Source organism: Burkholderia sp. IDO3 (genome assembly GCF_003366075.1).
Taxonomy (GTDB): Bacteria; Pseudomonadota; Gammaproteobacteria; order Burkholderiales; family Burkholderiaceae; genus Burkholderia; species Burkholderia anthina.
This window is the reverse complement of record NZ_CP028962.1, coordinates 831,053-856,835: the sequence shown is the minus strand read 5'-3', so window position 1 is coordinate 856,835 and position 25,783 is coordinate 831,053. Positions and strand designations below refer to the sequence as shown.

The 25,783-nt window shown below is 66.6% G+C and carries 18 protein-coding genes and 2 pseudogenes; 13 read left to right on the top strand and 7 right to left on the bottom strand.

Going from position 1 to position 25,783, the window contains the following annotated elements:
* Positions 1-129: 129 nt before the first annotated feature.
* Positions 130-1,401, bottom strand: coding sequence for a YadA-like family protein (locus tag DCN14_RS39115; protein ID WP_239007881.1), 1,272 nt, complete (start codon positions 1,399-1,401; stop codon positions 130-132).
* Between DCN14_RS39115 and DCN14_RS39110 the strand changes: the two genes are divergently transcribed.
* Complete coding sequence (locus DCN14_RS39110; protein WP_346265274.1) at positions 1,364-3,721, top strand: hypothetical protein; 2,358 nt, start codon at positions 1,364-1,366, stop codon at positions 3,719-3,721. The genes DCN14_RS39115 and DCN14_RS39110 overlap by 38 nt on opposite strands.
* Here the strand turns inward: DCN14_RS39110 and DCN14_RS39105 are convergent.
* A pseudogene (locus DCN14_RS39105) lies at positions 3,608-5,469 on the bottom strand (ESPR-type extended signal peptide-containing protein); the annotation flags it as partial. The gene DCN14_RS39110 and the pseudogene DCN14_RS39105 sit on opposite strands and share 114 nt — an antisense overlap.
* Positions 5,470-6,144: 675 nt before the next feature.
* On the opposite strand from DCN14_RS39105, the gene DCN14_RS03965 reads away from it, so the two are divergent.
* The 5 genes and pseudogenes from DCN14_RS03965 to DCN14_RS03945 all read left to right on the top strand — a co-directional run.
* Positions 6,145-6,606: a hypothetical protein gene (locus DCN14_RS03965; RefSeq protein ID WP_143331686.1), complete on the top strand. Its 462-nt coding sequence runs from the start codon at positions 6,145-6,147 to the stop codon at positions 6,604-6,606.
* A gap of 184 nt (positions 6,607-6,790) precedes the next feature.
* The gene (locus tag DCN14_RS03960; RefSeq protein ID WP_096505664.1) at positions 6,791-7,447 is read left to right on the top strand and encodes a response regulator transcription factor; all 657 of its coding nucleotides are present in this window, start codon (positions 6,791-6,793) and stop codon (positions 7,445-7,447) included.
* Entirely contained in the window at positions 7,447-10,767 is a 3,321-nt protein-coding gene (locus tag DCN14_RS03955; protein ID WP_096505666.1) for a hybrid sensor histidine kinase/response regulator, read from the top strand. Before DCN14_RS03960 ends, DCN14_RS03955 begins: the two co-directional genes overlap by 1 nt.
* Positions 10,768-10,942: 175 nt before the next feature.
* The gene (gene hutC / locus DCN14_RS03950; RefSeq protein WP_096505668.1) at positions 10,943-11,638 is read left to right on the top strand and encodes a histidine utilization repressor; all 696 of its coding nucleotides are present in this window, start codon (positions 10,943-10,945) and stop codon (positions 11,636-11,638) included.
* 47 nt (positions 11,639-11,685) lie between these two features.
* A pseudogene (locus DCN14_RS03945) lies at positions 11,686-11,904 on the top strand (TetR/AcrR family transcriptional regulator); the annotation flags it as partial.
* Positions 11,905-11,999: 95 nt separating this feature from the next.
* Here DCN14_RS03945 and DCN14_RS03940 read toward each other — a convergent pair.
* Complete coding sequence (locus DCN14_RS03940) at positions 12,000-12,614, bottom strand: TetR family transcriptional regulator (protein WP_096505670.1); 615 nt, start codon at positions 12,612-12,614, stop codon at positions 12,000-12,002.
* A 390-nt stretch (positions 12,615-13,004) separates the two neighbouring features.
* Here DCN14_RS03940 and DCN14_RS03935 point away from each other — a divergent pair, with 390 nt between their 5' ends.
* The 3 genes from DCN14_RS03935 to DCN14_RS03925 all read left to right on the top strand — a co-directional run bounded on the left by DCN14_RS03935 (position 13,005) and on the right by DCN14_RS03925 (position 15,832).
* Positions 13,005-13,667 (top strand): DUF3313 domain-containing protein, encoded by a 663-nt coding sequence (locus tag DCN14_RS03935; protein WP_096505672.1) that lies wholly within the window; start codon positions 13,005-13,007, stop codon positions 13,665-13,667.
* The gene (locus tag DCN14_RS03930) at positions 13,642-15,300 is read left to right on the top strand and encodes an MlaD family protein (protein WP_240327265.1); all 1,659 of its coding nucleotides are present in this window, start codon (positions 13,642-13,644) and stop codon (positions 15,298-15,300) included. The genes DCN14_RS03935 and DCN14_RS03930 overlap by 26 nt, the downstream gene beginning before the upstream one ends.
* A 178-nt stretch (positions 15,301-15,478) precedes the next feature.
* On the top strand, positions 15,479-15,832 hold the full coding sequence (locus tag DCN14_RS03925) for a hypothetical protein (RefSeq protein WP_096505674.1): 354 nt from the start codon (positions 15,479-15,481) through the stop codon (positions 15,830-15,832).
* Positions 15,833-15,868: 36 nt separating this feature from the next.
* Here DCN14_RS03925 and DCN14_RS03920 read toward each other — a convergent pair whose 3' ends face one another.
* The 4 genes from DCN14_RS03920 to DCN14_RS03905 form a co-directional block, all read right to left on the bottom strand.
* On the bottom strand, positions 15,869-16,696 hold the full coding sequence (locus DCN14_RS03920; protein WP_096505799.1) for an alpha/beta hydrolase: 828 nt from the start codon (positions 16,694-16,696) through the stop codon (positions 15,869-15,871).
* A gap of 115 nt (positions 16,697-16,811) precedes the next feature.
* Positions 16,812-17,729, bottom strand: coding sequence for a LysR family transcriptional regulator (locus DCN14_RS03915; RefSeq protein WP_096505676.1), 918 nt, complete (start codon positions 17,727-17,729; stop codon positions 16,812-16,814).
* 217 nt (positions 17,730-17,946) lie between these two features.
* On the bottom strand, positions 17,947-18,192 hold the full coding sequence (locus DCN14_RS03910) for a DUF3717 domain-containing protein (RefSeq protein WP_006761486.1): 246 nt from the start codon (positions 18,190-18,192) through the stop codon (positions 17,947-17,949).
* 297 nt (positions 18,193-18,489) lie between these two features.
* Complete coding sequence (locus DCN14_RS03905) at positions 18,490-20,025, bottom strand: amino acid permease (RefSeq protein ID WP_096505678.1); 1,536 nt, start codon at positions 20,023-20,025, stop codon at positions 18,490-18,492.
* A 596-nt stretch (positions 20,026-20,621) separates the two neighbouring features.
* Between DCN14_RS03905 and DCN14_RS03900 the strand changes: the two genes are divergently transcribed.
* The 4 genes from DCN14_RS03900 (at position 20,622) to DCN14_RS03885 (ending at position 25,773) form a co-directional block, all read left to right on the top strand.
* A complete protein-coding gene (locus DCN14_RS03900) occupies positions 20,622-22,154 on the top strand; it encodes a sensor domain-containing diguanylate cyclase (RefSeq protein WP_096505680.1) in 1,533 nt (510 codons plus the stop codon).
* Between the two features lie 162 nt (positions 22,155-22,316).
* Complete coding sequence (locus tag DCN14_RS03895; RefSeq protein WP_096505682.1) at positions 22,317-23,387, top strand: FUSC family protein; 1,071 nt, start codon at positions 22,317-22,319, stop codon at positions 23,385-23,387.
* A 339-nt stretch (positions 23,388-23,726) separates the two neighbouring features.
* Positions 23,727-25,064 carry an argininosuccinate synthase gene (argG, locus tag DCN14_RS03890; RefSeq protein ID WP_096505684.1) on the top strand — a complete coding sequence of 446 codons (1,338 nt, stop codon included), beginning with the start codon at positions 23,727-23,729 and terminating at the stop codon, positions 25,062-25,064.
* Positions 25,065-25,275: 211 nt separating this feature from the next.
* Positions 25,276-25,773, top strand: a complete 498-nt coding sequence (locus DCN14_RS03885) for a shikimate kinase (RefSeq protein ID WP_096505686.1) — start codon at positions 25,276-25,278, stop codon at positions 25,771-25,773.
* The last annotated feature ends 10 nt before the right edge of the window (positions 25,774-25,783 follow it).

Below are 25,783 nucleotides of genomic sequence, written 5' to 3'. Positions count from 1 at the left end.
GCGGCCGCCTCCCGCCCGGGTTCCGGAAAAACGAAACCCCGCGTTTCGAAAAACGCGGGGTTCGTCAGCAGCCCGAGCCGCGGCATCTGCCTGCTGCCGCGGCCGCCCCGCCGCGGGCGGGGCGGGCGATCACCACTGATAGGACGCGCCGACACCAACCGCCGTGCCGTTGCCGCTCAAGCCGACTCCGGCGCGGACCTGCATGTTCTGCGTGATCCGCGCGGTGCCCCCGAGCGCGACGGCCTGCTGCCCGCGATACGATCCGCCGCCGATGCCGACGGACAGCGTCCTGCCCGGGTCGACGGACGGGATCATCGCCAGCGCGGTCGCCGCGGCGATGCCCGAATACGCGTTCTTCGCGACCTCGTTGATCTGGCCTTGCATGGTGCCCATTGCCTGATTCAACTGGTTGACGTTGACCGCATCGGTGCCGTTGACGCCCGGCGCAACGTTGCTGATCGTCCGCTCGTTGCCGGGCGAGCCGACCGACACCGTGTTCGGTGCGCTCGCGACGGAGCCCGCACCCAGGGCGACCGAGTTCGCCCCCGACGACGTCGCGTTCTGGCCGATCGCGGTGCTGTTCGCTCCGCTCGCCACCGCGTTGGCGCCCATCGCCGTGCCGTTCTCGCCGGAGGCGATCGCATTGCCGCCGGTCGCCGTGCTGTTGCTGCCCGATGCGATCGCGTTGCCGCCCGTCGCCGTGCCGTTCTCGCCAGAGGCGATCGCATTGCCGCCGGTTGCCGTGCTGTTGCTGCCCGATGCCACCGCATTGCCGCCGGTTGCCGTGCCGTTGTCGCCCGACGCCTGCGCGTTGCCGCCGGTTGCCGTGCTGTTGCCGCCCGATGCCAGCGCATTGCCGCCGGTTGCCGTGCTGTTGTCGCCCGTTGCCTGCGCGTTGCCGCCCGTCGCGGTTCCGTTGTCGCCTGTCGCCGTGGCGTTGCCGCCCGTCGCGGTGCTGTTTGCCCCCGACGCCGTCGAGTCGACGCCCATCGCCGTGCTGTTTTCGTTCGATGCCGAGCCCGACACGGTCTGCATCGCGGCGATCGTCGTGTTGATCGCCGAAACCTGCGTGCCGAGCGCGTCGTACTGGCTCTGCAGCGCATACAACTGACTGCCGTTCACCGCATCGGTGCTGGTCGCGGACAGATCGCCCGCCGCGACGTTCGTCAGACGCACCGCCGCGGCCGCCCCCACGCCGCCAAGCGTCACGCTGTCCATCGCCGCGCTGTCGTACGACACGGTATTGCCGACTGCTGCCTGGATACTGGACAGGCTCGTACTCAGGCTGCTGACCGAACCGGTTACGGTGCTGAGGCCGGTCGACAGCGAGCCGAGGCCGGCTTCGGTCGACGTCGACAGGCTCGTGATCGTGTCGTTCGTCGTGCTCAGGCCCGTCGACAACGAACCGACGCTCGTTGCCGTCGACGTCGACAGGCTCGTGATCGTGTCGTTCGTCGTGCTCAGACCCGTCGACAACGAACCGACACTCGTGGCCGTCGACGTCGACAGACTCGTCACCGTGTCGTTCGTCGTGCTCAGGCCCGTCGACAGCGAACCAACGCTCGTGGCCGTCGAGGTCGACAGGCTCGTTACCGTATCGTTCGTCGTGCTCAGACCCGTCGACAACGAACCGACGCTCGTGGCCGTCGAGGTCGACAGACTCGTCACCGTGTCATTCGTCGTGCTCAGGCCCGTCGACAACGAACCGACGCTCGTGGCCGTCGAGGTCGACAGGCTCGTGATCGTGTCGTTCGTCGTGCTCAGACCCGTCGACAGCGAACCAACACTCGTTGCCGTCGACGTCGACAGGCTCGTGATCGTGTCGTTCGTCGTGCTCAGACCCGTCGACAACGAGCCAACACTCGTTGCAGTCGACGTCGACAGGCTCGTCACCGTGTCGTTCATCGTGCTCAGGCCCGTCGACAACGAACCGACGCTCGTGGCGGTCGACGTCGACAGACTCGTCACCGTGTCGTTCGTCGTGCTCAAGCCCGTCGACAGTGAGCCAACGCTCGTGGCCGTCGAGGTCGACAGGCTCGTCACCGTATCGTTCGTCGTGCTCAGACCCGTCGACAGCGAACCGACGCTCGTCGCGGTCGAGGTCGACAGGCTCGTCACCGTATCGTTGGTCGTGCTCAGACCCGTCGACAACGAATCAACGCTTGTCGCGGTCGACGTCGACAGGCTCGTCACCGTGTCGTTCGTCGTACTCAGCCCCGTCGACAGCGAACCAACGCTCGTGGACGTCGAGGTCGACAGACTCGTCACCGCGTCATTCGTCGTGCTCAGACCCGTCGACAGCGAACCAACACTCGTTGCCGTCGACGTCGACAGGCTCGTTACCGTATCGTTCGTCGTGCTCAGACCCGTCGACAACGAACCGACGCTCGTGGCCGTCGAGGTCGACAGACTCGTCACCGTGTCATTCGTCGTGCTCAGGCCCGTCGACAACGAACCGACGCTCGTCGCAGTCGACGTCGACAGGCTCGTCACCGTATCGTTCGTCGTGCTCAAGCCCGTCGACAGCGAACCAACGCTCGTCGCAGTCGAGGTCGACAGACTCGTCACCGTGTCGTTCGTCGTGCTCAGACCGGTTGACAGCGAGCCAACGCCCTCAGCCGTCGAAGTCGACAAACTCGTCACCGTGTCGTTCGTCGTGCTCAGACCCGTCGACAGCGAACCAACGCTCGTCGCGGTCGAGGTCGACAGACTCGCCACCGTGTCGTTGGTCGTGCTCAGGCCCGTCGACAGTGAGCCAACGCTGGTGGCCGTCGAGGTCGACAGACTCGTCACCGTATCGTTCGTCGTGCTCAAGCCCGTCGACAGTGAGCCAACGCTCGTGGCCGTCGAGGTCGACAGGCTCGTCACCGTATCGTTCGTCGTGCTCAGGCCCGTCGACAGTGAGCCGACGCTCGTGGCCGTCGAGGTCGACAGGCTAATGACCGTGTCGTTGGTCGAGCTCAGACCTGTCGACAGTGAGCCAACGCTCGTGGCCGTCGAGGTCGACAGGCTCGTCACCGTATCGTTCGTCGTGCTCAGGCCCGTCGACAGTGAGCCGACGCTCGTGGCCGTCGAGGTCGACAGGCTCGTCACCGTATCGTTGGTCGTGCTCAGACCCGTCGACAACGAACCAACGCTCGTCGCAGTCGACGTCGACAGGCTCGTCACCGTGTCGTTGGTCGTGCTCAGACCCGTCGACAACGAATCAACGCTTGTCGCGGTCGACGTCGACAGGCTCGTCACCGTGTCGTTCGTCGTACTCAGCCCCGTCGACAGCGAACCAACGCTCGTGGACGTCGAGGTCGACAGACTCGTCACCGCGTCATTCGTCGTGCTCAGACCCGTCGACAGCGAACCAACACTCGTTGCCGTCGACGTCGACAGGCTCGTCACCGTGTCATTCGTCGTGCTCAGACCGGTTGACAGCGAGCCAACGCCCTCAGCCGTCGACGTCGACAGGCTCGTCACCGTGTCGTTCGTCGTACTTAGCCCCGTCGACAGCGAACCAACGCTCGTGGCCGTCGAGGTCGACAGACTCGTCACCGTGTCATTCGTCGTGCTCAGACCCGTCGACAACGAACCGACGCTCGTCGAAGTCGCGGTCGAAAGCGACGTAAGCTGCCCCATATTTACCGCATCGGTCGAATCCACACCCGCCGCGACATTGGACAGCGTTACCGGTGCCGCTGCGCCGATACCGCCCAGCGTCACTTTCGCGTGAGTCGCATCGTCATACTGGACGGAGTTCGAAACCACGGTCGACAAACTCGTCATCGTAACGTTCGTCGCGCTCAGCCCCGTCGACAGCGAGCCAACACTCGTCGCGGTCGAGGTCGACAGGCTCGTCACCGTGTCGTTCGTCGCGCTCAGCCCCGTCGACAGCGAACCAACGCTCGTGGCCGTCGAGGTCGACAGACTCGTCACCGTGTCGTTCGTCGCGCTCAGCCCCGTCGACAGCGAGCCAACGCTCGTGGCCGTCGAGGTCGACAGACTCGTCACCGTGTCATTCGTCGTACTCAGCCCTGTCGACAGCGAACCAACGCTCGTTGCAGTCGACGTCGACAGACTCGTCACCGTGTCGTTTGTCGTGTTCAGACCCGTCGACAACGAACCAACGCTCGTCGCGGTCGAGGTCGACAGACTTGTGACCGTGTCGTTCGTCGTGCTCAGGCCCGTCGACAGCGAACCGACGCTCGTCGAAGTCGCGGTCGACAGGCTCGTCACCGTGTCATTCGTCGCGCTCAGCCCCGTCGACAACGAACCAACGCTCGTCGCGGTCGAGGTCGACAAACTTGTGACCGTGTCATTCGTCGCGCTCAGCCCCGTCGACAGCGAACCAACGCTTGTCGCGGTCGACGTCGACAGGCTCGTCACCGTGTCGTTCGTCGTGCTCAGACCCGTCGACAACGAACCGACGCTCGTCGCGGTCGACGTCGACAGGCTCGTCACCGTATCGTTCGTCGTGCTCAGGCCCGTCGACAACGAACCGACACTCGTGGCCGTCGACGTCGACAAGCTCGTCACCGTGTCGTTCGTCGTGCTCAGGCCCGTCGACAGCGAACCAACGCTCTCGGCCGTCGTGCTCAGACCTGTCGACAGCGAGCCAACACTCGTTGCCGTCGAGGTCGACAGGCTCGTCACCGTGTCGTTCGTCGCGCTCAGACCCGTCGACAACGAGCCAACGCTCGTCGCGGTCGACGTCGACAGACTCGTTACCGTGTCGTTCGTCGTGCTGAGGCCTGTCGACAGCGAACCAACACTCGTTGCCGTCGACGTCGACAGACTCGTCACCGTGTCGTTCGTCGCGCTCAGACCCGTCGACAGCGAGCCAACGCTCTCAGCCGTCGACGTCGACAAGCTCGCCACCGTCCCGTTCGTCGTACTTAAACCCGTCGAGACGCTCGTCGACAGGCTGAACAACTGCCCGCCATTGACGGCGTCGAAACTGTTCGCGGCCACGTTGCCGTTCGCGACGCCCGTGAGGGCATTCGCGGTCACGCCGTCGACGCTGAACAGGCTCAAGCTGCCGTGGATCAGGTTGCCGGTGCCGTAGACTTCCATCGGCACGTTGAGGAACAGCCCGTTGCCGTTCAGCACCATATGCAGGCTCGACCCGACGGCTGCAAAACTGGCCTGGTTGCTCGCGGCGCCGATCGCCATCTGGCATGCGGAATTGTTCGCCTGCCACGTTCCGCTCGAATCGGTCACCGCGGTACACGACGCGTCGGTGCCGTCGTTGAAATACGCCACATCGTTCGAAAACGCGATTGTCGGCATCGACGTCAGCACGACGACGCCGGCCAGCGCCGACAACCGGAACACGGCGGCATGCTCGTCCGCCGCGCCGACACGACGCGCATCGCCCGCACGCACCGACGTGCTCCGCTTGCCCCTGGCCGAGCACTGCTCGCTCACGACGACCCACGCTTCGCGCACCCGATCGAATACCACTCGAAAGATTCGATTCATGACAACATCCCTGTATTTGCCGCCGCATCCCGTTTCCGGCGCCCGGCGAAGACCAATTAACGACCAACGAAGCAAAATTCCGGACCACCCGGCAAATCCCCACGGGAACCCGGGATCGGCATGCCGATCACGTTGGCAGGACGACTCGCGCAAAAGACTGGAAACGCAATCTGCGGTAGCCGATTTGGATGAGCGCCGATTAATATCGAATAAATCCTGAACAAGTGATGCGTTTACCCGAAACGCAGCAATCACTTGAAACTCGGCATATCCATCGACAATCAAGATATCGTCCCGAGCAATTTCGAGATATAGAACTTCTTCGAAAGATGTGTCATAAACTGTCAAATATGCCTCGGCAATGCGCCCGAAAAATCGGTCGCACCCGTATTTCACCGGCGCGCGAGGCCGGCCCGGTAATGCTTTGGCTCCTGGAAAACCGTGTCGATGCCGCCGGCGTCGTGCCGACCGGCAGCTTTAGCACGCCGTCAATAGCGCCGCCTGATTTTCGAATTTATTCGATTTCCAGCCGGCACCGTGCACCTTAAAATCTCATAACACTATTTATTCGAGATCGATTTAATCCAAACTGCGCGCCGTCTATTTCGCATACCTCGTCGCCACGCCCTCTTCAGGCCGTCTGCTCGACCGATTATTCCGACTCCGATTCCCGCTATGATTTCATGGACTCGTCGTAGCAGCCGCCGCGAGCGCATATTCGTGATCTGCGAATGGTTGGCCAGCTTCGCGCTATTCCTGCTGCCGGTATTCTTTCTGCTGTTCTGTACGGTATTGTTCGGCGTCTGGTATTTCGGCTCGGTCGAAAGGTGGCTGGGCGCGGCATCGATGCTGCTCATCGTCAGCATGAGCCTGACGGCGGCCGTGTTCGGCATCGCCGGCATCGCGTCGGCCCGCTTCGCGCCGCCGCGCGACACGCTCACACCGGCGGAACACCGCGAGCCGGAACCGGAAACGGCCACGCCGCCGCTCGATTTCATCTGGATGCGAACCGTACCGTGCTATCACCCGCAGGGCGACGAGAACGGCTTTCGTGTGAACTGCTTCAATATCGATTGCACCCGCCGCACAACCGGCGCGGGCGTGCATTGCCCGGCCGGCAAGCCGCCGTGCCGCTAGCGCACCGCGACGAATGCCCGACGCGGCCTGCGTGGCGACCGCCGCCTGCATCCAGGCGCCGGCGTCCGGCTTGCCTTTCTCGAAAAAAGCACGCAAAGTCTGTGCAGTCTCGCCACGCACGCGGCGCCCGGATGGCAGTGCCATCGGACGGCCGCATCGCAGCCGCGCCCCACGGAGCGTCGACATGACGGTATTTCAGGACACTCGGGTCGTCGTAGCGGATGATCATCCGATCACCCGGCTCGCCGTCATCCGCGCCATCAACGCGCTACCGGGCTTCAAGGTGGTCGCGGACGTCGGCTCGGGCCACGACCTCGTGCGAATACTGACCGAACAGGCCTGCGACCTGATCGTCACCGACTTCACGATGCAGCAGTCGGAACCCGACGAGGACGGCCTGCGGCTGATCGAGAAGCTCAGGCGCCTTCACGAATCCATCCCCGTGGTCGTCTTCACGATGCTGACGAACGGCGGCATCCTGCACCGGCTTTGCCAGATGGGCGTTGCCGGACTCGTCGGCAAGGACGAGGATCTGGCCGCGCTCGAAAAGACCTGCACGCTCGCGCCCGGCCCCAACCGCCCGTACCTGTCGCCGGGCATGGCCGCGCGGCTGGCGCAGGCCGGCGAACTCGCGGTCGGCGCGATCTCGTCGAGACTGTCGCCGAAGGAGCTCGAGATCGTCCGGCTGTTCGCGCTCGGCACGTCGCTGACCGACATCGCGCGCCAGTTGAACCGGTCCATCACGACGGTATCGACGCAGAAGCGCTCGGCCATGCGAAAGCTCCACGTAACGACCAACGCCGACCTGATCGCCTATGCGCGCGAGCAGGGGCTCGTCTGATGCAGAATTTCCTGAAGGACTTCGACGAATCGCCGCTGCGCTCGTTCTATTCGCTGGAGAACAATCTCAAGCGCGAGCGCCGGGTCTTCTCGATGGTGATCGTGCTGCTGATCTTCGCGGCCATCGCGGCGGCGGCGATCACGATCACCGCGCGCCTGTCGAACTCGCTGCGCCACGAAGAGCAGATCGCCCAAGCGTACGAGCAGGATACGGCCGATGCGGTCCTGCAACTGCGCAGTGCGCTGCTGACCGCGAACATGGTGCTCGAACTGCGCGCGAACGGCATACTCGCATCGCGCCAGCAATCGTTCCCGCATAACTGCACGCCGGCACTGCCGGCCACGTCGAACGACGCCGTCACGCTGCGCGAAAGCTGCGACGAAGCCGTGCAGCTCCTGTCCGCCGCCGGCCGCCGTCGCGGCGTGGAGATGATTCTGGCCGACGGCAGCGCAGCCTACGGGCATCTGTTCAATGCATGGCCGCCCCCACCTACACCCGTGCCCGCGCCCGCGTCTGCCGAAGCGTCGGTGCGCAAGCTCGTCGACATCGTGTTCGAACGGTTTCGCGCGCGCGGCTACGAACCGATCGTCGCGGCGCGCGCGAAGCGCGTCGTCTGGGTCGCGCTGCCCGAGCACGGCAAGAACGGCATGCCGGTGATGGTGGCGGCCTCGCTCGTCACGAAAGGCGATGCCGTGTATGCCGTCGCGCTGACCAGCATGGACCTGCGCGAAGTGCTGCAGTCGCAGATCGCCGATCTGTCGACACCGACGCCGATCGCGATCGACGAAGAAGGCACGCCGCTCGTCCCCGCATCGGAAACCGCCGCCGCACGGGCCGTCAACGCGGCACTGACGAACCATACCGATGGATCGTTCCACTGGATCCCCAAGTTCGGCTGGGCATTGCGACGCCCGGCGGCCGTTCCCGGCTTCGGGCACATGATCTACGTGCTGCCGTGGGAACAGCAGCTCCGCTCGATGCACTTCGAGCTGATTCTGATCCTGTCCGTCACCGCCGCGCTGATCGTGCTGCTGCTCGCGATGTTCCGCTACTGGAACTATCGCTTCCTGACCCGGACGTACTCCGAAGCATCGCGCGCGCTCGAGAACGAGATGCTCAACCATCTGCTCGTGCAGGCAACCCCCGTCGGCCTGTGCGTCGCGCGCAAGGCCAACATGGAAATCATGGTGGCCAACCAGATCGCGCGCAACGTGCTGGGGCTGCAGCCGTCCGACACGCGCCTGCCGGACGCGCTCGCGAACCAGTTCGGCGTGCGCCGGCAGGACCTGGCGACGCGCGGCAGCACGCATATCTTCCAGTTCACGCTGTCGCTGGAGCGCCACGACGTCGGCAGCATGCATCTCGAGGTCACCTATGCGCCGGCCGTGCTCAACCGCGAGGAGGTGTTCTTCTGCGCGATCACCGACATGACCGAGCATCATCGCGCCGAACGTCTGCTGCGCGAAGCCAAGCGCACGAGCGAGGAAGCCGCCCGCGCGAAGGTGAACTTCTTCGCGTCGATGAGCCATGAAATCCGGACGCCGCTCGCATCGCTCGTGGGCAATATCGAACTCGTCGCGCTGGGGCCGCTCGCGGCCGAGCAGCAGGCGCGCGTGCGCGCCATGCAGGTATCGGCGAAAGGGCTGCTTCAGGTCGTCAACGACGTCCTCGATTTCTCGAAGATCGACGTCGGCGAACTGAGCCTGAGCGAGGAATGGACGTCGATCACCGACCTGCTGTGCCGCATCGCGTCGTCGTATGCGCATCTGGCGACGCAGCAGGGGCTGCGCTTCTTCACGGTCTTCGACCGCGCCATCCCGACGCCGCTGTATTTCGATCCGGTACGGGTATCGCAGATCGTCACCAACCTGCTGAGCAATGCCTTCAAGTTCACGCAGTCGGGGAAGATCGTGCTGCGCGCGCGCTGGGTCGAGCTGAAACTCGAGATCAGCGTCGTCGATTCCGGCATCGGCATTCCCGACGAGCTCAAGACGCGGCTGTTCCAGCCGTTCACGCAAGGCAACAGCAACCGGCTGACCCAGGCGCGGGGCACCGGTCTCGGCCTGTCGATCTGCTCGCGCCTCTGCGCGCTGATGAACGGGCATATCTCGCTCGACAGCACCGTCGGCGTCGGCACGCGGATCGTCGTCGAATTGCCGCTGCGAACGCAGGACCCCGCCGTACCGTCGTCCGAGTGGACGCTGCCGGCCAGGCGGCCCGTCCTGCTCTGCCGCGCGCCCGAATACCAGGAATGGCTGACCGGCCTGTTCGACCCGGAGGCGTCCGCGCCGGTCGTCGTGTCGGACCTGCGGCAACGGCTCGAACCGGACGCCTACGATTACCTGATCGCCACCGACGAATTCGCGGCCGCCGACATCCTTGCGTGGTGGGACAAACCGGACTCGGTCGTGCTGGCCACGCAGGACGGCCCGCTGGTTCCGCGCGCCATCGACGACGGCAGCGTAGTCGTGTCCCTGTTCAGCCCGATCGGCATCAAGGCCGCCGCGCAGCTCGCGCGGCCCGACCATCGGCGCCGGGCCGCGCGGGCAGCCGCGCACGGCGCGTCGCCGCCTGCCGCGCGGCAGCGCTTCGATACGTTGACCGTGCTGATCGCCGAAGACAACCTGCTCAACCGCAGCCTGCTGCGCGATCAGCTCACGACGCTCGGCGCGCGGGTCGAGGAAGCCGGCAACGGCGAGGAAGCGCTCGCGCTGCTGGCCAAGACCCCTGTCGACGTCGTGCTGACCGATATCGACATGCCGGTGATGAACGGCTTCGCATTGCTGCATGCGATCCGCAACGCCGGAATGCGCCTGCCGATCTACGCGGTCAGCGCCAGCGCCCGCCCGGAGGACATCGCCGAAGGCCGCGCACGCGGTTTCACCGACTACCTGACCAAGCCCGTGCCGCTCGCGACGCTGGCGAACGTTCTCGAAGGCACCGCGCCGCCGGCCGGTCCGTCCGGCACGGCAACGGCACTCGACGACGACGCGGTGCCGCCGATGCACCCGACCGTGCCGGCGGAATACGCCGCGGTCTTCATCGAACAGGTCCGGACCGATCTGTCGGAACTCGGCGCGATCGTCTGCGCACGCGACACCGCTCGACTCGAACGGTGGCTGCATCGTCTCGCCGGCGGGCTGGCGGTGCTCGGCCCGTCGCAACTCGTCGAACACTGTCAGGACCTGCGCGTGCTGCTCGTCGAAAGCGCGCAGTGGGATCACGACATCGACGCGCAATGCACGGCGATCGCCGATGCGCTGCGGACGATGCAGGCCGCGCTCGCGGCCGGACGGACGGATGGCACGTCCGGACGGTAGCACCGCCCTCGCCCCTTCGCCCCGTCGCTCGGCCAGTCGGACGGCATGCTCCGTCGACTTGTCTATACTTGTCGGCCAGACCGCATGCCCTGCGCAATCCCGCATGGACGCGACGCGCGCGAACGGAGATCATTCACCGGCCCCGGACAGCCGCCGGCTCTTGAACAGCAATGCAATGACCACACCGATCTATCAGGAAATCAAGGACTTCATCCTCGCGCGCATTCATGCCGGCGAATGGGCGGAAGGCGACCAGGTGCCGTCGGAGAACGAGCTCGCGCGCGAATTCAACGTCGCGCGGATGACGGTCAACCGCGCGCTGCGCGAGCTGACGGCCGAGCAAGTGCTCACGCGCACGCGCGGCTCCGGCACGTACGTCGCGTCACCGAAATACGAATCGACGCTGGTCGCGATCCGCAGCATCTCGGACGAAGTCGCCGCGCGCGGCCACAGCTATCGCGCGCAGGTGTTGGAAGTCGGCGCGGCCGTCGCCGATGCGAAGCTCGCCGACGAGCTGCAGCTCGACACCGGCAGCGCGATCTTCCATTCGCGCGTGCTGCACTTCGAGAACGACACGCCCGTGCAGCTCGAAGAGCGCTGGGTGAGTCCGGTCTGCGCACCGGAATACGCGTTGCAGGACTTCACGACGACGACGCCGAACCAGTACCTGACGCGCGTCGCGCCGCTGCAGCGTGTCGAATACCGGATCGAGGCCGCGATGCCCGATACGGAAACGCGCCGCCACCTGACGATGGACGAACGCGAACCCTGCCTGTTGCTGCATCGGCGCACGTGGTCGCAGGGGATGGTCGCGGCGGTCGCCAATCTTTGGCACCCGGGCAGCCGCTATCGGTTCACCGGGCATTTCTGATCCAGACGGGGGCGCGGGAAGCCGCGGCCGGCGCGTCAGCGCGCGCCGGAGCGCACATCGCATGCATGTGGCAGCCGTTGATCGCGGCCGGCCGGCAAACCGGGGCGCTGGACGCGGCGCTGTCGCGCCGACCGGCTCGCGACGTGGTTCCATCACCTTTATCTCGCAGCGATGCTGCGCTGGCCGACCGTACCGGGGTGTCGCTTCAGCGGGAATTCCCGTCGATTGCGAAACCGTTCGTCAAAGGCGCGCACACGAAAGCCTGAGCGGGCGCGCAGGCGTCAGAGCCGCCCGAGCACGACCGCGAGCAGCGAGCGTGCGAAACGCGCAAGCGCCGCACCGCACGCGACGAACGTGCGCTTCATTTTCTGCGCGACGATTTCGCCGCGGGCGCGCGGCGCTTCGCGCCGGCCGCCGCGCCGGCCGGCCATTGCGTCTCGTCGAGCAGCCGGTCGAACAGCCGCGCGCGCTCGTCGGCCGACAGCGGACACAGCCCGAACATCGCCGATAGCGCGATGCCCCACGCCGCCTTCCACCGCAGCAGCGCCAGATCGGGATCGTCGGATTCGGCGGCGATGCGCTGCACGTTCTTCGCATCGGTTTCACGCACCTTCTGCAACGGCTCGGGATCCTCGACGAGCGCGGCCATGATCGCGAGCGCCGCCGATGGCTGCTGGTCGATCACCTCGCGCATCGTCGCGATCTGTGCGGACAGCGTCGGCTGGGCTTCGTCCGGATCGCGCGTGGCCAGGTAATCGCGCTGAAAGCGTTCGTAGTACGCCTGCTGATGCTCCATCAGCGCATTCAGCACGTCGCCTTTCGTGCGGAACTGGTGCATCAGCCCGCCCTTGCTGATGCCGCTTTCGCGCGAAATCGCATCGAACGTGAGCTTGCCCGGGCCGTCGCGCTCGAGAATCGCGAGCGCCGCCTGGATCGCGGCAGTGCGCGTCCGCTCGGAACGCGTCGGGTTGTCCATGAGCTTTCCCCGGTATGGAATGACGCAATGCGAATGCAACCGAGCTGGCGCACGCCGCATGCAGGAAGTGCGCGGAGTCTATCACAAACAAACCGCCTGGTCGGTTTACATCCAAAAACGGCAGTGCTACGATCGGCTCCCGCATCGCCCGCGGCCGGAGCGTGAGCACGTTCGCGCACCGCCCCCGGGCATGCGAATGCCGCCCCCAGCGCGGCTGTCCGGCCGACGATCGATGCTGGACAGCCGCGTCGCGCCCCGAATTCATGGGGTAACCCCGCCTCAAAAACAAACCGCCTAGTCGGTTTTTTTGTGGAAACCTGCCGTGGCAATACCGCCTGCCGTACCACCCTTCGCACCGCTCCCCGGCGCGAAACCGACCCGGAGATATGCATGAATCGCTCGATCACTTCCCGCCATCTGACCCGCGTTGCGCTCTGCGTCGCGCTCGCCGGATGCGCCGGGGTCCAGCCTGCCCGTTATACGGGCATCGAATCGTCCCCTTATCTGCGCAGCGATCCGCAGGACAAATCCGGCCGCGTGCCGTATCGCTACACGCTGCCCGCCGACTGGCACCGCTACCGGAAACTGATTCTCGATCCGGTGGCGGTGTACCGCGGCACGGACAATCAGTTCGGAGAACTGACCGATGAGGACAAGACGACGCTCGCCGCGTACATGGGCGACACGTTCGCCAAGAAGCTCGGCAAGCGCTTCGAGCTGACGAGCACGCCGGGCCCCGACACGCTGCGCGTGAAACTGACGCTCACGGGCGCGGTAACGACGACGGCCTTTGCCGGCGCGTTCGCGCACTTCGACCTCGCGGGCAATCTCTACAACGGCGTGCAGGCGATTCGCGGCCGCGAAGGCGCTTTCACGGGCTCGGTCATCTATGCGGTGGAGATTCGCGACGCTGCAACCAACCGGCTGATCAACGCATACGTGACGAAGCAGTATCCGAATGCGATGAACATCGGCGCGAGCTTCGGCGCGCTGAGCGCGGCGAAAACCGGTATCGACAAGGGTGCGGATGCACTCGTCGCGCAATTCGACTGATGCGCGGCGGGCGGCGCTCGCCGTCCTCGCGCGGATGGGCCGCAACTGGCCGCGGGCAGCGATCTGGATCGTGCCGCTCGCGGCCGCGGCGTTCTTCGTCGCCTGGGGCGTCGCGCTGCTCGGCCAGCGCGGCCCGACGATCACGATCACGATCGCGTTCGCAACGGCCGACGGGCTCGAAGCCGGCCGCTCGACGCTGCGGTTGCGCAACGTCGAAGTCGGGCGCGTCACGCGCGTCCGTGCGTTGCGCGGGCAACCGGGCGTGCGGGTCGACGTGCGGCTGAACGCCGACGCGCATGCACTGGCGAGCGCCGATACACGCTTCTGGGTCGTGCGGCCGCGCATCGGCCCGGGCGGCATTTCCGGTCTGGATACCCTGTTGTCGGGCGCGTATATCGCGGCGGCACTCGGCCGCTCGCGCGAACCGCGCACGGGGTTCGCCGGGCTCGATGCGCCGCCCGTCGACGAAGACGGCAACGGGCGCCGCTACCTGCTGCACGCGAGCTCGCTCGGCTCGGTCGGCGTCGGCGCGCCGGTGTATCACCGGCGCGCGCGCGTCGGCCAGGTGACGGGCTATACGCTCGATGCGGGCGGGCGCGGCGTATCGATCGCGGTGTTCATCGCCGCGCCGTTCGATCGCTACGTCGATGCCGACGCACGCTGGTGGCAGGCGGGCGGCGTCGGCCTGCAGCTCGATGCGGGCGGGATGAAGCTCGGCACGCCGTCGCTCGCCGCGATGCTTGCCGGCGGTCTCGCATTCGCGGCGCCACCCGGACGCACGACCATCGTCGCGGCGCCCGACGGTGCGCGTTTTCGCGTGGCCGACGATGAAATCGATGCGATGCGCACGCCCAACGCACCGGCTGCACCGGTCGTCATGCGGTTCGACCGCTCGCTGCGCGGCCTCGACGTCGGCGCGCCGGTGGATTTTCGCGGCATCGAACTCGGCACCGTGACGGCCGTCGGCACCGAATACGATGCGCGGCGCGGCAGCGTCACGATGCGCGTGACGATGGCGCTCTATCCCGATCGCCTCGGCCAGCGCTACCGCGACGCACTCGGCAACGGCGACACCGACGCCGGCAAGGCGCTGCTGCGCACGCTCGTCGCGCGCGGTTTGCGCGGGCAATTGCGCGTCGGCAACCTGATTGCGAACCGGTCGTACGTCGCGCTCGACATGTTCCCGAACGCGCCGCCCGCATCGGTCGACACCGATCGGCTACCGATCGCACTCCCGACCGTTCCCGGCACGCTCGACGTGCTGCGCGTGCACATTGCCGACATCGCCGGCACCCTTTCGCGCATGCCGCTCGATCGCATGGGCGTGCGTGTCGACGCGGCCCTCGCGAACACCCGTGCGCTGTTCGCGCAACTCGACACCGAACTCGCACCGCAGGCACGCGACGCGCTCGGCGCCGCGCGACATGCGTTCACGACCGCGCAAGCGATACTGGGGCAGGAGGATGCGCCCGCATCCAGTGTGCGCCGCGCGCTCGCGCAGTTCACGCGAACCTCGAGCGCGCTGCGTGCGCTGGCCGCTGATCTGGAGCAACATCCGGAGTGGCTGCTGCGCGGCGCCGCGAGCGATACGCCGCCGGCCGACGCGTCGCGCGCGAATCGCGACGGCCATTGACTGCATCGTGCGATGCGCACGCATTTTTGCAACGAATGCACGTACGGGATGCCAAATTTCCCGAGCCGCAGTATGCTGGTGTCGTACGGCACGCACGATACATCGGGCAATCCCCTAGTCCGCACGTCGCTGCGCCGCCGTCGAGACCGCAATCATGCATTGCAAGGAGGGATTCGTGATGGCTACCACGCATCAGCACTTCCACCTCGAACTACGGCACGCCACCGCGCCGACATACTTCATCAGCTACCTGTTTCCCGCCTTGCTGTTCGCTTACGAACTGCTGCGCGTCGGCCAGTGGATCCGCGATCACGGGATGCAATTCGCCGCGTTCAAGCAGATGGGCTACGAGTATCTGCTGATGCTGCTATTCGTCGGATTGCAGATCGTCATCGAAGCGATCTTCCTGCTCGGCGCCGCGATGCGCCGGGATCATCGCGATTTCGAGCATCGCCTGCCGAACGTGATCCTCGGCATCGGCTGCTCGATCGCGCTGCTCGCGGTCGACCTCGCGATCCAGCTGTCGTTCTGACGGCCGGCGGGCCTGCCCCGCCGGTCGTCGTGACGCTCAGGCGCCCGCGTCGCGCAGGAACGTCGCGACGGCTGCCAGCACGTCGCCGGTCCGCTCGCGGTGCGGCATGTGTCCGCATCCGCTGAGCAGCAGGAACGACGACGGCCCCGCCACGCGCGCGGCGATTCGTTTCGGATGCACGTCCGAGCCGTATTCGTCCTGCTCGCCGTGAATCGCGAGTGTCGCGCAGCGTACACGCGGCAGTTCGTCGTCGAGATTCCAGTCGCGAAACGCCGGCGACAGCCACGTGTCGACCCACGCGCGCAGCACCCATTCCGCCTTGTCGCCGTGATAGCGCGCGAGCCGGTCGAGCTGGCCCGGCGCATCGAACTGCTCGCCCGCTTCGCGAATGCCGTCGAGCGTGCGATCTTCGACGAATGCCTGCGCGGCAACGGTCACCAGTGCACGGCAACGCGCCGGGTGCGCGGCCGCGCAGCCGACCGCCATGCCGCCGCCGACGCTGTGCCCGAACACGACGAACGCATCGACGCCGAACTGCTCGAGCAGCGCATGAAACCCGTGGCCGGTTTCGTCGCGCACGAACGTCGTGCCGAGCCGGCCCGGATGACGATCCGAGCGGCCGAAGCCGAGCCGGTCATACGCGATCACGTCGCGTTGCGTCGCGCGCGCCAGTTGTTCGGGGAAATCGCGCCATAGTTCGACGCAGCCGAGCGAATCATGCAGCAGCACGATCGGTGCGGCCGGCATAGGTGCGGCCGGCTCAGGCGCGGCCACGTCCACCGCGGCAGCCCCCCGCCAGCGCTTCGCGAAGAGACGCCCTTGCGGCGTCTCGACAAAAGTCTCCTCGGTCACGATATCGGTCATCTGTCTGTCGTCGTTCCGCATGAAAACGGCGGCACGCCGGCGTGCCGCATCGAATGCCTGCGATGGTGGCCCGGCGCCGCGCGCCGCGTCAAGCAAGCCCCCATCGCGCGCCCGCTCATTCGGGCTGCGGCGGCAGGTATTCCATCTGCGACTCGTCGTACAGCCGGTAGATCAGCGCCTGTATCGCGCGAATGTCCTCCGACTCGTCGAGCATCCGCATGCTCATGATGATCGGCGACACGAGGTTCGGGTCGTCGAGCGGCTTGTAGCTGATGTCGTCGCGCTTCAGGCCGTAGACGCTGTGCGGCACGACCGATACGCCCTCGCCCATCGCGACGAGTCCGAGCGCGATCTGCAGTTCGCGCGTCTCGTAGATGCGCCGCGGCTGCAGCGCGCGATCGTGGAATGCCGCGAGCACCTGGTCCGCATAGCTCGGGCGCGGCGCCTTCGGAAAGATGATCAGCGTGTCGTGCACGAGATCGTGCAGCGACAGCACCGGCTTCGCGCCGTCCAGCGGATGGCCGACCGGCAGAGCGACGATCATCCGCTCCTCGCGCAGCACGACGCGCCGCACGCTCGGATCCTCGTGGCGGATCCGCCCGAACCCGACGTCGATGCGCCCTTCCTTCAGCGCCTTGATCTGGTCCATCGTCGACATCTCGTGCAAGCTCAGCTCGACGGCCGGATACTCGCTGCGAAAGCGCCGGATGATCTTCGGCAGCATCCCGTACAGCGTCGAGCCGACGAAGCCGACCGACATGCTGCGCTCGATCTTGCCGACCCGCTTCGTCATCGATTCGAGCTCGGTCGTCTGCGCGAGCAGCTGCACCGCATGCGAATAGAAGAAGCGCCCGGCATCGGTCAGCTTCAGCGGCCGCGCGTTGCGCTCGAACAGCGGCACGCCGAGTTCCTCCTCGAGCTGCTGGATCTGCCGGCTCAGCGGCGGCTGCGCGATGTGCAGCCGCTCGGCCGCCCGCGTGAAATTCCGCTCCTCGGCAACCGCGACGAAGTAGCGGAGGTGTCTCAACTCCATGTTCGATCCCTCCCGGACAGGCACCGGACGTTCTCATCCGGCAGCGCGCGGGCCACGCGCGCGCCGTTCGTCCCGTGATGGCCTGCCCCGATCCCGTGACGATACCTCAGCCGGCGTCGATACCGGTTCGAACCGCGTCGCGTAAAACAAAACGGGAAGCCGCGAAGCTTCCCGTTTCTTCATCGACGCTGCGTGACGGCATCGTCGCAAACGTGCGTCATGCCTCGGTCGCGTACAGCGCGTCGCGCTGCGCGTCGCTCAGCGAATCGAGCGGCACGTCCGGCAGCCGATAGCAGATCATCGCGCCGTACAGCTCGGCCAGGCAGTTGCTGCCGGCGTCCAGCGCGTAGCCGTCCTCGCCGTCCGGGGCGGGCGGATACACTTCGCGCCACGCGTTGATCGCGGCTTCGATTCGCACGATGGAAACGGGTCCGGCCTTCCGCTCGGCGGGTGATGCGCTCATGGATTCCTCTGGGTTGCGCGCTTCGCGGGCCGTGCCGGCCCCGACGAAACGATGAAAACGCCGGGCGCCGCCGGCCGTCGCAGGCTGCGCGCACGCCGGATGCCGATCCGCGTCGCGCTCGTCGCGCCGGCCGGGCCGCAGCCCGGTAGGGTCGGGAAATATAACCGGCTTTGACCCCGTGCAGGCGAAAGCCGACAAAAAAAACGGGTTCGGCAAGAACGGACGCGCCAACGAAAACGGGAAGCCCGTGGGCTTCCCGTTTCGTCAAGTATCGCGCGGCGGCGTGCCGCGCCCGCATCAGCCGGCGGTTTCGCGGTTCGTCACGCGCTGTGCTTGCGCGCCGCGATTCGCGGCCACCCACGGCGCGATCTCCATGTCCTCGTAGCGCACGAAGCGGCTCTTGTTCATGAACCGGTAGCCGAGCCACACGACGAGGAACAGCGGAATGCCGACGTAGGTCGCGGCCACGCCGGCCCAGTCGATCCGGTTCGCGAGAAACGCCTGATAGTCCTGCCCCAGCGCGATCACGAGACACAGCACGAACGCGAACAGCGGGCCGAACGGGAACCACTTCGACTGGTACGGCAGCTGGTCGACCGAGTAGCCCTGCTGCACGTAACCCTTGCGGAACCGGTAATGGCTGATCGCGATGCCGAGCCACGCGATGAAGCCCGTCATCCCCGACGTGTTCAGCAGCCACAGGTACACCGTCTTGTCGCCGTACAGCGACGTGAAGAAGCACAGCGCGCCGACAGCCGTCGTCGCATACAACGCATTGCGCGGCACGCCGCCCGGCGACAGCTTCGCGAACAGTTTCGGCGCGCGGCCTTCGGTCGCGAGGTTGTAGAGCATCCGCGTCGACGCGTACATGCCCGAGTTGCCGGCCGACAGCACGGCCGTCAGGATCACCGCGTTCATCACGCCGGCCGCGAACGCGAGGCCGGCATGGCGGAACACGAGCGTGAACGGGCTCACGCCGATGTCGGTCACGTCGCTCTTCAGCAGGTTCGGGTCGGTATACGGAATCAGCACGCCGATCACGAAGATCGCGAGCACGTAGAACAGCAGGATCCGCCAGAACACCTGGCGCACCGCGCGCGGGATCGTCGTGCGCGGGTTTTCCGATTCGCCGGCCGCGACGCCGATCAGCTCCGTGCCCTGGAACGAGAAGCCCGCGATCATCGCGACGCCCATCATCGCCGGCAGGCCGCCCGCGAACGGCGCGTCGCCGATCGTCAGGTTGCCCCAGCCGTTGCCGGGCGCGCCCTTCAGAATGCCGAAGATCATCAGCAGGCCGACGCCGATGAACGCGACCACGGTGACGACCTTGATCAGCGCGAACCAGTATTCGGCCTCGCCGAAGCCGCGCACGGTCAGCGCGTTGAGCAGGAACATCACGCCGAGGAACGCGGCGCTCCACCAGACGCCCGGCACGTTCGGGAACCAGTAGTGCATCACGAGCTGCGCGGCGACGAGTTCGACCGCGATCGTCACGGCCCAGTTGTACCAGTAGTTCCAGCCGAGCGCGAAGCCGAAGCCTTCGTCGACGTATTTCGCGCCGTAGGTCGCGAACGAGCCCGATACCGGCATGAACGCGGCCATTTCGCCGAGGCTCGTCATCAGGAAGTACACCATCAGGCCGATCAGCATGTACGCGACCATCGCGCCGCCGGGGCCGGCCTGCGAGATCGACGCGCCGGACGCGACGAACAGGCCCGTGCCGATCGAGCCGCCGATGGCGATCATCGTCAGGTGGCGCGCCTTCAGCGCGCGATGAAGCTTGGGTGGGTTCGCGGACGAACCGGGTGGGTCGGAATTCGGGATTGCGGACATAAACAAGACGAACGTTGAGCGGGCCGGCATCCGGGGCCGGCGCATGCGGTATCGGGGCGCGATGCGCCACCTGCGTTGCATTCGATGCGGCCCCGATACGCGTTGCGCGCCGGGCGCCTGCGGCGAAGCGCGGATTCTACCTGATTCGTCATGGGGGCAGCTCGGGTCCGAGCGCGCCGCCGCCGCATGCAGACGCCGCAGAATCAACGAGTTGGCCGCGGCTCGGCCCCGACGCGTCGATCGCCGCCGCCGGTCGGGTCGAAAGGCCGCGACCGCCGGAAGGAGCCCGGCATGCCGAACCGCGCAATGCGCGGGAAACCGGGGACAATTGCCCGATACCCGTTAAAACGACAAATCGGCGGGCTCGCGCGCCAATATTCAGACAAAAACGTCGACGCGGATAATTGATTCAAATCAAACCGAATACGCGCGATGCGGTAATGATGGGTAACGCACCCAAACCGTCATCAGGGCATGCATGTTTTGCATCTGCCGGCCAAATCCGGAATTTCGCGGGATAATACGGGTTAATGCGAAATAATCAGCGCGCGGAACCGTCCACGACGCAAATATCCGCCGCCACGCCCGTCCCGAGGATGAAGTCACACCCGCTGCTCGCTGCGCTGCGCCGCCATACCGCGTCGGCCGTCGCACGCATTTTGTCGCCTCGCGGCGTACTGGTCGCGGGCATCGTGCTGCTGATGTTCAGCTGGGGGCTTTCCGCGTCGCTTTTAATCGAGGCGCGCCGCGACGCGTATGATCATGCGGTCGAAAATGCGCGCAACCTGATGCTGCTGATCGAGCGCGATATTTCCCGCAATATCGAACTCTACGATCTGTCACTGCAAAATGTCGTCGATGGCCTCGCCGATCCGGAATTGATGGCATTGCCGCCGCGCCAGCGTCACCGGCTGTTGTTCGACCGCGCCGCCACCGGCGCGTATCTCGGCGCCATTTTCGTGATGGATCCGCACGGCAATGTCGTGATCGATTCCGCCGCGTCGCCGCCGCGGCAAGGCAATTTCGCCGATCGCGACTATTTCACCGTGCATCGCAACCGGCTCGTGCCGGGCCTCTACATCAGCCGGCCATACGCGGCCCGCTTGCGCGGCGGCGCGCTGACCATCGCGCTGAGCCGCCGGATCACGCTCGCCGACGGCCGCTTCGGCGGGATCGTCGTCGGCACGCTCAGCATCGACTACTTCCGCGCGCTGCTCGACGGCCTCGCGGTCGGCAGGCACGGCAGCGCGGCGATCGTCGAGGAAAACGGCACGCTCGTGTCGCGGCTGCCGTACGACGCGCGCGTGGTCGGCCTCGACCTGCACGACTCGCCGCTCTTCATCGAATCGCAGCGCAGCCGCGACGGCGTGCTGGCGGGCACCGGCGCGATCGACGGCACGCGGCGCGTCTACGTGTACAAGCACCTCGCCGGCCTGCCGCTGATCGTCGACGTCGCGCCCGCCGAGATCGACATCTACGCGTCGTGGCGTCATCGCGCGATCTGGACCGTCGTGCTGATGGGCCTGTTCACCGCGTTCATCGCGTGGGGCTCGCTCGCGCTGTCGCGCGAGCTCAAGCGCCGGCAGATCGCCGAAGCGAAGCTGTACCGGCTCGCGCACACCGATTCGCTGACGGGGCTCGACAACCGCGGCACGTTCGATGCGGTGCTCGTGAAGGAAGCGCAGCGCGCGTCGCGCAGCGGCCGCCCGCTGTCCGTGCTGTTCGTCGACGTCGATCATTTCAAGGCATTCAACGACTATTACGGGCATCTCGCCGGCGACGACGTGCTGCGCCGCGTCGCGCAATCCGCGTCGCGCTGCCTGCGCCGCGACAGCGACCACGTCGCGCGCTACGGCGGCGAGGAATTCGTCGTCACGCTGCCCGACACCGACGCGCGGGGCGCGGCGACCGTCGCCGAAGGGATCCGGCGCGCGATCGTCGGGCTCGACATCGCGCACGTCCGCAGCCCGTACGGGCACGTGACGGCCAGCATCGGCGCCGCCACGACCGCCGGCGGACGCGTGAATGCCGCGACGCTGCTGCGGCAGGCCGACGAGGCGCTGTACCGCGCGAAGTCCGGCGGCCGCAATCGCGTGTCGAACCCGCAGCCGAGCGCGGCCGACGCGTGACGCGACGGCTGGCCGCGTCGCGCCGCCCCGCCGTGGACAGCCCGCGCGCGTTCGGCTAGCGTTACGTCAGCTGCGCACGCGGCGCGGCGCCGGCCCGCGCAAGCCGCCCGCGCGTATTCCGGTCACCTCGCCGGTCACCCCGCCGGCCACCCTCGATACGTCATGACCGCCCAGCTCCCTTCCCTCGTGCCGCCGCTCCTGCGCCACGCGCTTCGTCCGCTGCTGGACCCGTACCGGCGCTACCGGCACGCGAAACTGATCCACGCGGCGCGCGTCGCGCTCGCGATTCTCGTGTCGATCGGCTTGTCGACCGGGCTGCGCGTGCCGCACGGCGAATGGTCGACGATCACCGTGCTGATCGTCGTCGGCGGGCTGCAGCATCACGGCAACATCCGCAAGAAGGCGGCCGAGCGCGCGCTCGGCACGTCGATCGGCGCGCTCGCGGGGCTCGGGCTGATCCTGCTCTACTCGTTCCTGCACGCCCCGCTCGCGATCTATCTGCTGATGGCGATCGCGTGCGGCTTCTGCGCGTATCACGCGATCGGCAAGGCCGGCTATATCGCGCTGCTGTCGGCGATCACGATGGTGATCGTCGCCGGGCACGGCGACAACGAGATCGTCGACGGTCTGTGGCGCGCGGTGAACGTGCTGACCGGCATCGCGATCGCGCTGGCGTTCTCGTTCGCGCTGCCGCTCTATGCGACCTACTCGTGGCGCTACAAGCTCGCCGATGCGCTGCGCGCGTGCGCGGCCGTGCATGCGCGGCTCGCGGGCGACCGCCACGTGAGCGACGACGCGCACCTGAAGGAAATGGCCGCGCTGAGCACGCTGCTGGTGCAGCTGCGCTCGCTGATGCCATCGGTGTCGAAGGAGTGCGAGATCTCGGTCACGCACCTCGAGGCGATCCAGCGCAGCCTGCGCCTGTGCATCGGCTATCTGGAGATCCTGTCGAGCCTGGTGCCGGCCCGCGACGACGTGGCGTCCCGCGAGTACATGCGCACCGCGATGAAGGCCGTGAACCGGCGCATCCGCGACACGCTCGTCGGCGCGAGCCGCGCGCTGAAGTTCGGCACGCCGAGCCGGCTCGCGCCGCGCCGCCGGCCGGCCGATCCGCCGCACGACGCGCTGCCGCCGCAGTTGTCCGGCTACGTGTCGATCACGATCAAGCTGGCCGGCGAAGTGGAACAGTTGCGCGAGAAGCTGCTCGATACGGCGCAGGCGTGGAATATTTAAAATCCGGGCATTGCTGCTGAATGGCCGCGCGGAGCCGGGACAACCTTTCATTTTCATTTCATTTCGAAAAGCGGCATTCCGAGGCGCGGCAGTCGGGCATGTCGACCGATCCGGCCCCGGAAACACGGGCCGGCTCGCCGGTTCGCGACGGCCCGTTTCGGCCGCCGTTCCATGCTGATGCGCGCCTGATTCTCCGGGCGGTTAACCGCCCGCCAGCCCTGTCGCGACAGGCCCGACGACGCATTTGCACGAAAATCAGCCCTTGCCCCAACCTCCCGGACAGCCGATACTCGCATATTCCGCGAAATACGCACCGGACTTCAATCCACGGTAATTCCTATGAGCACGATTCTCGAAAGCCTCCCGACCGGCCAGAAGGTCGGTATCGCCTTCTCCGGCGGCCTGGACACCAGCGCCGCGCTGCACTGGATGAAACTGAAGGGCGCTGTCCCGTACGCATACACGGCGAACCTCGGGCAGCCCGACGAAGACGATTACGACGCGATCCCGAAGCGTGCAATCGAATACGGCGCAGAAGGCGCCCGCCTGATCGACTGCCGCGCGCAGCTGGTCGCGGAAGGCATCGCGGCGCTGCAAAGCGGCGCATTCCACATCACGACGGCCGGCGTCACGTACTTCAACACGACCCCGATCGGCCGCGCCGTGACGGGCACGATGCTCGTCGCCGCGATGAAGGAAGACGGCGTCAACATCTGGGGCGACGGCAGCACGTACAAGGGCAACGACATCGAGCGTTTCTACCGTTACGGCCTGCTCGTGAACCCGGATCTGAAGATCTACAAGCCGTGGCTCGACCAGACGTTCATCGACGAGCTCGGCGGCCGTGCCGAAATGTCCGAATTCATGAACCAGGCCGGCTTCGCGTACAAGATGTCGGCCGAGAAGGCGTATTCGACCGACTCGAACCTGCTCGGCGCGACGCACGAAGCGAAGGACCTCGAAAGCCTCGAAAGCGGCATCAAGATCGTGAACCCGATCATGGGCGTCGCGTTCTGGCGCGACGACGTGAAGATCGCCGCCGAGGAAGTGACGGTGCGCTTCGAAGCGGGCCAGCCGGTCGCGCTGAACGGCGTCGAGTTCAAGGATCAGGTCGAGCTGCTGCTCGAAGCGAACCGCATCGGCGGCCGCCACGGCCTCGGCATGAGCGACCAGATCGAGAACCGCATCATCGAGGCGAAGAGCCGCGGCATCTACGAAGCCCCGGGCCTCGCGCTGCTGTACATCGCGTACGAGCGTCTCGTCACCGGCATCCACAACGAAGACACGATCGAGCAGTACCGCGAGAACGGCCGCCGCCTCGGCCGCCTGCTGTATCAAGGCCGCTGGTTCGATCCGCAGGCGATCATGCTGCGCGAAACGGCGCAACGCTGGGTCGCCCGCGCGATCACCGGCGAAGTGAAGATCGAACTGCGCCGCGGCAACGACTACTCGATCCTGAGCACGAAGTCGCCGAACCTCACGTATCAGCCGGAGCGCCTGTCGATGGAGAAGGTAGCGTCGACGTTCTCGCCGCGCGACCGGATCGGCCAGCTGACGATGCGCAACCTCGACATCACCGACACGCGCGACAAGCTGCGCGTCTACACCCAGGTCGGCCTGCTGACGCCGGGTGAACAGTCGGCGCTGCCGCAAATCAAGGGCGACGGCGAGCAGTAAGCCGTTTTGCCCGAAGCCGGCGCGCGTAGCCGATACGCGCGGCCGCGCCGGCAGGCCGTGTGTGCGTCGATGCATGCGCGGCCTGCGGGCTCCCTCCGCTGTTCCCCGTTTTTCCCCTCCCTGCTTCCCCCCATCGCGTCGCGCGCAAACGGCGCTGCAACGCTGCCGCGATCATGGCAAGCTGCGAGTCGTTCGATTCCCGACCCGGCTCATGACTTCCCTCCTCGTCATTCACGTGAACGGCCCGATCAACAGCGGCAAGACGACGATCGGTCGCGCACTCGCCCGCATGCTGCCCGATGCGCGCTTCATCGACGGCGACGATCACGACGCACCCGAGGACGCCCCGCGCCACGCGCAGTGGGCGATCGCGCTGGAGCGCCTCGTCACCGGCATCGCGCAGGCGCGCGAACGTCATCTGGTGATCGCCTATCCGATCGGCGAAGCGGAATTCGGGCGGCTGCGCGCGGCCTGCGACGCGCGCGATGCACGGCTGTTCGTCGCGACGCTCGCGCCGCCCGAAGCGGTCGCCGCGTCGGATCGCGGCACGCGCACGCTAACCGGCTGGGAGCGGCAACGTATCGCCGAGATGTATCGGGAAGGGTATGCGGCGCGCGCGTTCAGCGATTGCTTCGTCGATACGTCGAACGCGTCCGCCGATGCGTGCGCGGAGGAGATCGCACGCCGCGCGGCGCTTCCGGCAGCGTGACGCAGGCGCG